The sequence below is a fragment of the Candidatus Bathyarchaeota archaeon genome (genome assembly GCA_026014805.1).
Lineage (GTDB): Archaea > Thermoproteota > Bathyarchaeia > Bathyarchaeales > SOJC01 > JAGLZW01.
In genome coordinates this window covers 108,419-114,853 of sequence record JAOZHR010000024.1, presented here as the reverse complement: position 1 = coordinate 114,853, position 6,435 = coordinate 108,419, and the positions used below count along the sequence as shown (strand labels likewise).

Here is a 6,435-nt window from a genome sequence, read left to right as displayed (position 1 = left end):
TGCTTTCAAGAAGCCTGCTTCGTCGTCAACGTGCAAAACCCGTATTGGAGCTCTCTTAACCATATCTATGGTGACTTCCGAAGACTCGAGAGTAGATGTGGTCATCTAAACAGACTTCCTTTACACCCATGCGCATGAGTGTTGAACGTTGATTGATATGTCCCATGCGTTATTCTATAATGCTTTCGTCTTGAAGATATGAATCAGTGATATTCATAATTCAGACTCAGAATCTAACTCTTGGCGCTTAAGTTGATTTAAGCCTTATTCGGAATTCGAACAAGACGTGGGAAAACGTTCTGATACACAAAGGCTTTATTGGCTGCAAATATTGGTTATTGTTTGGTGTCTTTTTTCGTAGAGGTGTCTCAAGGGCAGCTTGCTGACTGAATTTGCTGCTAGTGGTGTTCAGCTTCTCCAAGGTGCAGGGAGAACGAGAGGGAATAGACTTCAATTTGATAGAAAGTGTCAATTCTAAGGGGGTGCGTGGCTGTGAAGGCGGTTGAGAGACGGCTGGAATTGCTGAAGCTTGAAGGATTGGGTTTTTCTCAGCCAGAGATTGTGACACAACTAAGCCTGAAACATCAGTGTTCAGGACGTACTGTTTATCGTGACTTTGAATGTCGAGACAGGTGGCAGCCAGAGTTACAGAACATTAAGGGTCATGCGCGGATTTTAATGAAAACTATCAATAGGTATGAGCAGATTTACAGGCAGGCGAGTATTAGGCTGCTCACGGGGACTCAGGAGGCTACTCAGCTTGGAGCCCTCAATATTATGTTGCGTGCTAACGACAAGGTTTTTGAAACGGCTGTTTTGCCTGAGATTCTTCACCGTTTGAAAACACACTGAAATACACTCAGCTTGTCCACTTCCAAGACGACGAATATGTTTCAAAGGTAGCCACTAAAACAGAAGAAGCTAGACAACTGCTAGAAGCTGGATTCAAATATGTATGCACAACGCTTGGGCACATCATGCTCTTTAGGAAAAGAAAATAAGTGGCATACTATAAAATGTCCCTAGTCCAGTCCTAGCGGCTATAGTCTAGTTTGGATTAGGACATCAGCCTGCCACGCTGACGACCCGGGTTCAAATCCCGGTGGCCGCACCTCTTTTCTCTGAAAGCAGAATCAAGGTAGATATTTACAATGGCTAAACTTTCTGTGTTTGCACTCCAACTTCCCTTAAAGCCTCAATTAATCCTGCCTTATCCGCACCCCTTATTCCCTTCCAATCCAAAATAACAGTTTCAACCTTCTCCACCGTGCGCTCCACACACTGCTTAATAATTTTCGCGTTAACTTGCGAAATGGCATACTTTGGAATCATGTGGCCAAAGGCGAAGGAACCTTCTAGAGCCATACGTGTAAACTTTTGGCTATAATGTGGCCCGCCGATGCCAACCGCTACTGTCGAGTATTTGGATTTCTTAGAAATAGGAGCCATTGCCGCATGGGCCACCGCTTCTGCGGCTTTCGTGTCTTTCCATTGTGTCGGTGAGCTTCCAAGTTCCACAAACATTGTCGCCATGTTGAGGGAAGGTCCGTGATGGGTGCATTCGTATGAAACTTGGTAGTCTAGGCTGTGTGTGTTTTTTTGTTGCGCCATTTCCAGTAAAACTTCTTTCATTGCGTTTGCCGGTGCTATTGAGATTCGCTTTGGTAGGCCGCCCTTTTGCGCTTGAGCGGTTAGGTTGCCTGGCGTGTGGACTGAGAGTGTTGGTGTGCCGCTTTTGCTGCTGTGACGTGAAATGTATATTATAAGCTGTGGGTTGAAGTGGTTTAGGATTGATTGGTAGTAGATTGCTTCTTCGTCGATTGTTACAAGCTTCACCTCGTTGTCGCCGGATGTCTTATGGTATATTGGGTTGTTGTGGGATTTCTCCTCTGATTCCTTGAAGTCGTAGTGGACTAGCAATTGCTGTCTAATGTTCATGCTTGCAACGTCTTTTGTAGAAGCAACTATGAGAATCATCTGTTGTGCTCCATTGCTCATTTTTGAGGTTGCCAATTGGGTTTAAGCGTTTCCATAAAACTTATATCATCTAGCTTCGGCTTCTTGAAAAAGATTGAGGACGCGGCAATGAGGCACTTGATTAATTTTAAAGATTGGGCGCCACAAGATGTTGAGTTTCTTGTTGACAAGGCGATTGAGATTAAGAAAGAACCGGCGAGGTACCGGAATGCTTTGCAAGACAAGTCTTTAGTGATGATTTTTCAGAAAACATCTACTCGAACACGTGTCTCCTTCGAAGTTGCCATGACTCAGCTTGGCGGACACGCTATCTATATGGACTGGATGACAACCCAGTTCAAACTGGCGGACATAAGCGACGAGGTTAAGTATCTTTCGCGTAATGTTGACTGCATTATGGCGCGGCTGAAAAGGAATGCTGACTTGATGAAGATGTCTTCAGCATCAAAGGTGCCGGTAATTAATGGTTGTGACGAGAAATATCATCCTTGCCAAGCCATCGCTGATTTAATGACAGTAAAAGAGCACAGAGGCAAGCTGAGAGGGTTGAAGATGGTTTACATCGGTGTTCACAATAATGTCTGTAACTCTTTGATTGAAGCGTGCACCATGACTGGCATGCAAATTACAACCGTAACACCGATTACGCATGAACCTGCACAAGATAAGGAGTTGCTAGAGAAAGCGAAAAAAACAGGACTGTATCATGTGACGCTTGATGTTAAGGAAGCTGTTAAGGATGCAAACGCTGTATATACTGACACGTGGGTTGACATGGAACTTTTCCTTGACCCGAAATTTGAAGAAGAAAAGGAAAAACGCATCAAGCTGATGATGCCCTATCAAATCAATAGTGAGCTGATGGAAGGCGGCAATGCTCTGATAATGCATGATATGCCTATCCACCGAGGTTACGAAATAAGTTGTGGAATGGTAGAAGCGCGTAACAGCGTAATCTACGAGCAGGCTGAGAATAGGCTGCACAGCGAAAAAGCGATCCTGCTAAAACTACTTAACAAAATATGACAAGTTCCTATTCTCAGTTAGTAAGGTAAGGCATTTGTGAAAAGAATCTACGAAAGTTCTAGCAGTCACTGTTGCCATCTTCTTTTTTACAAATAGTCTGTCTGGCGCGTTCCTTCCGATTTACCTCAAAGATTCAGGGCTAAGCATTCTCGACATTATTGTTGTTTTGTTTTTCACGTTTCTAGTCATCGGGTTGCTGCCTATAGTTTTGATGAGAGTTACGAGGCACTTTGAACGGATAATAAGCTTCGGCATCCTCTTTACCCTACTTTTCTATGTTGCTCTTATTTACGTCAAGAATCCGGTCTTTCTCGGACTAGCGTACGGGCTGGGTATTGCAACTTTTTGGCCAAGCTTCAACCTTCTCCTGTTTAGGCTCAGCGACGCTAGCGAGCGAGCGGTGATGATAAGCTTGCTTTCCGTAGCTATACCTTCAATAACTGGCATAATCAGCCTGCTGTCGAAGGCTTTGTTATCGAAACTTTCGGCTTCACAAATCTTTTTGCGGCTTCAATTCTTCTGTATTTGGTTGCTTTCATTGCTTCGTTGAAGATACGCTACAAGCCGGAAGCTCAGAAGTTTTCGATTCCGAAGAGCCGATTGTTCACGATTTTCATGCTGACGTTTGTTCTCTTCGGTATGTCAGAGTCCTACTGGCTCGCCTATCCACTCTTTGTTTTCAGCGTTTCATCAACTATCTTGAACATGGGGTTTGTGGTTGCAGCTAGTGCGTTGCTGATTTCCATTATAACAGTTGGAATTGGCAAAATTTCTGATGTTAAGAGAACGCGTGTGGAATTTACTATGGCAAGCGCGATTCTATACGCCCTTTGGTATTTCGTACTTACTCAAGTTTCCAGTATGATCGAGATAGTAGCGCTCTCTTTACTTTCAGGCTTCGCTAGCGCCTTTGCACTCTCTTGGTTTGCTTTCTACGGTGATTCTTTCAAGAGAAAATATCATGCTAGCATCTTAGTAATGATGGAGGTCGGCTTAATGGTTGGCAGAATCCTTAACCTCGTTCCCACATATTTCTTCATAACAACGTACGACTATACGCGCTATTTTGTCGTACTAGGCGTTGTCTCGATACTTCTCATTCCGCTTTTTATCCTATCAAGAAACTACATTAAGAACTCTTAGCATGTGAAGACAAACGTTGATTGAATGCTTATTTCAGTATCATTTGTGCAAATTGTTCCGGATTGAAAGGCTGCAAGTCCGCGTATGTTTGACCGACGCCGATGAACAGTATGGGTTTGTTGGTCGCATACGCGACGCTTAATGCTGAACCGCCTTTCACATCAGCATCCACTTTCGTCAAAATAGTTCCGTCAATGCCTATGCTTTTGTTGAACTCTTCTGCCTGCATAACCGCGTCATTGCCCGTCAAAGCATCAACCACGAGTAGAGTCAAATCAGGGTTCACGACACGCTTGACCTTCGCCAATTCGTTCATCAAATTCTTGTCAGTTTGAATGCGTCCTGCCGTGTCAATAAGCACCACGTTTACTCCATGGGCCTCAGCATGTTTGATGGCATCAAAAGCCACGGCAGCAGGGTCAGCGCCATAACTATGTTTAATGATGCGTACTCCAAGCCGTTTTGCATGTTCTTCTAATTGTTCAATCGAGCCGGCTCTGTACGTGTCGCTGCAAGCTAAAACAACTGTAAAGCCCTTTTTCATGAACAATTTGGCGATTTTGGCGATGCTTGTTGTCTTTCCAGTGCCGTTGATTCCAACAAACGCGATTACCAATGGCTCTCCACTTTTTTGCTTCTCTTTAACCATCTTTAGCAAGTCTATTTTTTCGCCTGTGTTCAAAATTTCCAGCAAAACTTCACGTAAATTCTCTCTTACAACTTCTTTTCTGCCTTCTAAACGCTTAACCTCAAGGCCGTCCAGCCGTCTTTCCATTTCGTCACATATGCGCTCCGCAACCGGAAAAGCTACATCGTTTTCAACAAGGCTTAGCTTAAAATCTGATAGGATTAGCTGTAGTTGTTTTGCTTTCAGCTCAGTTGTTGTGATTTTGTTAACTAAGCCGCTAAGGCCTGCTTTTAGTTTTTCGAACATCGCCTGCTCTTCTCCTGCTGCTTAGCTTTAGTGAAACTTCGTCAAGCTGCTGTCTTTTCAAATGCATCTGCTCTACAACCTGACCTAACTGCTGCTGAAGGGTACTCTTAGATCTTTCAAGCTCCGCAATGCGTTTCTGTACAATTTGCTTAGCTTCATCTCTGGATTTCTCCACGGACACGCCAGCCCCCATGCCAACCACCATGGTCTCCGTAGCTGCAACTTCAGCTTTTATGAAGGAGCCACCGCCGATTGGCACAAGCAGAGGAGCGCCCTCCTTTTCCTTATCTAATCCTTCTATAGTCATAGAAGCAAAGGCAAGTTCTGTCATTGCGGCGTTTATCAGGTTAGTTCTGTTCTGCAAGGCGTCTGCTGTGCCCTCTAATAGCCGAAGTTCCGTTAGTAGTCTACGAAAAATCTCTTCGTCACTCGACATCTGCTTCTTCCTCCAAAGTCAACTTCCTTATGAGGGGGCTTTCAATCTCCTCTGGAGGGATCTCTTCGATTTTGAAGATTTTTATTTGAAAGCGCTTGGCTCTGTGTTTGCTTCCTAACTCCATGTATATCTTTTCTTTTGCATTTTCAGGCTTTAAGGCTCTGATCTCTTTCTTGAAGGGCGTTCTCCAGTTTGGCTTTGCAATCTCGCCTGTTACACGGAACACTTTGACTTCGCTCATCTTATTTCACCACATCAAGCGCTTGACCAATTATAAACATTTCAGGGCCTGTTGTTAGTAACCCTGCCACTACATCATTGCTGTTCCCTATTAACCCTGTAGCTACATAAGGAATACCACAGTTTATGCTTCCAACATCCACAGGCACCTTCAGCACCTCTTCCAGAACTTGCTTTTCTTCCTCCTTAATCAACGGATGCGCCAAAACGCCTTTATTCGTAGCCAAAGCCAATGAACCAACGTACGGCAAGCCTGCAACCTCCCCAAGAACAACATCAACACCCAAAGTGTCAGCTATTTTCCTAATAGTTTTGGGTTTAAGCCTTGGGTCAACAACAGCGCCATAATCGTTTGTAAGAACCATGTTTCCATAAGCGGTTCTCTTCGTCTCCATAACTGTCAAATTGGCGTCGTCGCACACTGTCTTTACAACTTCAAGTTCTTCCTCTCGCACGTAATGAGGCAAGACTATACCGTTCGAGTTAGCACAAGCCAGAGCCCCTACAATTACCGAGCCGCCGAGAGTCGTCTTAGCCACCTTAACACCAAGCCACTCTTCTACCCTATCGGCTTTTGGTTCGGGCGCTTGCAAAGGAATTATCGCCATCTTGTCAGTAGCCAAGGAGTAGACTCCTATACTTGCGCTTCCAAAAAGTTTTAGCAAGAAAATTGCCAACC

At 44.4% G+C, this 6,435-nt stretch carries 9 protein-coding genes and 1 tRNA gene; 4 read left to right on the top strand and 6 right to left on the bottom strand.

The window, feature by feature from the left end:
• The first annotated feature begins 486 nt into the window (after positions 1-486).
• Together NWE91_06310 and NWE91_06305 are read left to right on the top strand one after the other, a co-directional pair.
• A complete protein-coding gene (locus tag NWE91_06310; GenBank protein MCW3986002.1) occupies positions 487-852 on the top strand; it encodes a hypothetical protein in 366 nt (121 codons plus the stop codon).
• 184 nt (positions 853-1,036) lie between these two features.
• Positions 1,037-1,111 (top strand) — tRNA-Gly (locus NWE91_06305).
• Positions 1,112-1,155: 44 nt separating this feature from the next.
• Here the strand turns inward: NWE91_06305 and NWE91_06300 are convergent.
• Positions 1,156-1,977: a hypothetical protein gene (locus NWE91_06300; protein MCW3986001.1), complete on the bottom strand. Its 822-nt coding sequence runs from the start codon at positions 1,975-1,977 to the stop codon at positions 1,156-1,158.
• A 108-nt stretch (positions 1,978-2,085) separates the two neighbouring features.
• Between NWE91_06300 and NWE91_06295 the strand changes: the two genes are divergently transcribed.
• Positions 2,086-3,003 (top strand): ornithine carbamoyltransferase, encoded by a 918-nt coding sequence (locus NWE91_06295; protein ID MCW3986000.1) that lies wholly within the window; start codon positions 2,086-2,088, stop codon positions 3,001-3,003.
• Positions 3,004-3,291: 288 nt separating this feature from the next.
• Here the strand turns inward: NWE91_06295 and NWE91_06290 are convergent, their stop codons facing one another.
• Entirely contained in the window at positions 3,292-3,450 is a 159-nt protein-coding gene (locus NWE91_06290; protein MCW3985999.1) for a hypothetical protein, read from the bottom strand.
• A gap of 99 nt (positions 3,451-3,549) precedes the next feature.
• Here NWE91_06290 and NWE91_06285 point away from each other — a divergent pair, with 99 nt between their 5' ends.
• Positions 3,550-4,146 (top strand): hypothetical protein, encoded by a 597-nt coding sequence (locus NWE91_06285; GenBank protein ID MCW3985998.1) that lies wholly within the window; start codon positions 3,550-3,552, stop codon positions 4,144-4,146.
• A 28-nt stretch (positions 4,147-4,174) separates the two neighbouring features.
• Here NWE91_06285 and ftsY read toward each other — a convergent pair whose 3' ends face one another.
• Genes ftsY through NWE91_06265 form a run of 4 tightly spaced genes read right to left on the bottom strand, consistent with a single transcriptional unit; the run spans position 4,175 to position 6,433 of the window.
• The gene (gene ftsY, locus NWE91_06280; protein ID MCW3985997.1) at positions 4,175-5,080 is read right to left on the bottom strand and encodes a signal recognition particle-docking protein FtsY; all 906 of its coding nucleotides are present in this window, start codon (positions 5,078-5,080) and stop codon (positions 4,175-4,177) included.
• Positions 5,052-5,516, bottom strand: coding sequence for a prefoldin subunit alpha (pfdA, locus tag NWE91_06275; protein ID MCW3985996.1), 465 nt, complete (start codon positions 5,514-5,516; stop codon positions 5,052-5,054). The genes ftsY and pfdA overlap by 29 nt, the downstream gene beginning before the upstream one ends.
• Positions 5,506-5,757: a 50S ribosomal protein L18Ae gene (gene rpl18a, locus NWE91_06270; GenBank protein ID MCW3985995.1), complete on the bottom strand. Its 252-nt coding sequence runs from the start codon at positions 5,755-5,757 to the stop codon at positions 5,506-5,508. The genes pfdA and rpl18a overlap by 11 nt, the downstream gene beginning before the upstream one ends.
• A gap of 1 nt (position 5,758) precedes the next feature.
• Entirely contained in the window at positions 5,759-6,433 is a 675-nt protein-coding gene (locus NWE91_06265; protein MCW3985994.1) for a translation initiation factor IF-6, read from the bottom strand.
• Positions 6,434-6,435: the final 2 nt, after the last annotated feature.

What these genes read in the sequence shown, in the direction of transcription:
- NWE91_06300 (MCW3986001.1), bottom strand. Translation starts at nt 1,977, where the DNA reads ATGATTCTCATAGTTGCTTCTACAAAAGACGTTGCAAGCATGAACATT.
- NWE91_06295 (MCW3986000.1), top strand. Translation starts at nt 2,086, where the DNA reads ATGAGGCACTTGATTAATTTTAAAGATTGGGCGCCACAAGATGTTGAG.
- NWE91_06290 (MCW3985999.1), bottom strand. Translation starts at nt 3,450, where the DNA reads ATGCCAGTTATTGAAGGTATAGCTACGGAAAGCAAGCTTATCATCACC.
- ftsY (MCW3985997.1), bottom strand. Translation starts at nt 5,080, where the DNA reads ATGTTCGAAAAACTAAAAGCAGGCCTTAGCGGCTTAGTTAACAAAATC.
- pfdA (MCW3985996.1), bottom strand. Translation starts at nt 5,516, where the DNA reads ATGTCGAGTGACGAAGAGATTTTTCGTAGACTACTAACGGAACTTCGG.
- rpl18a (MCW3985995.1), bottom strand. Translation starts at nt 5,757, where the DNA reads ATGAGCGAAGTCAAAGTGTTCCGTGTAACAGGCGAGATTGCAAAGCCA.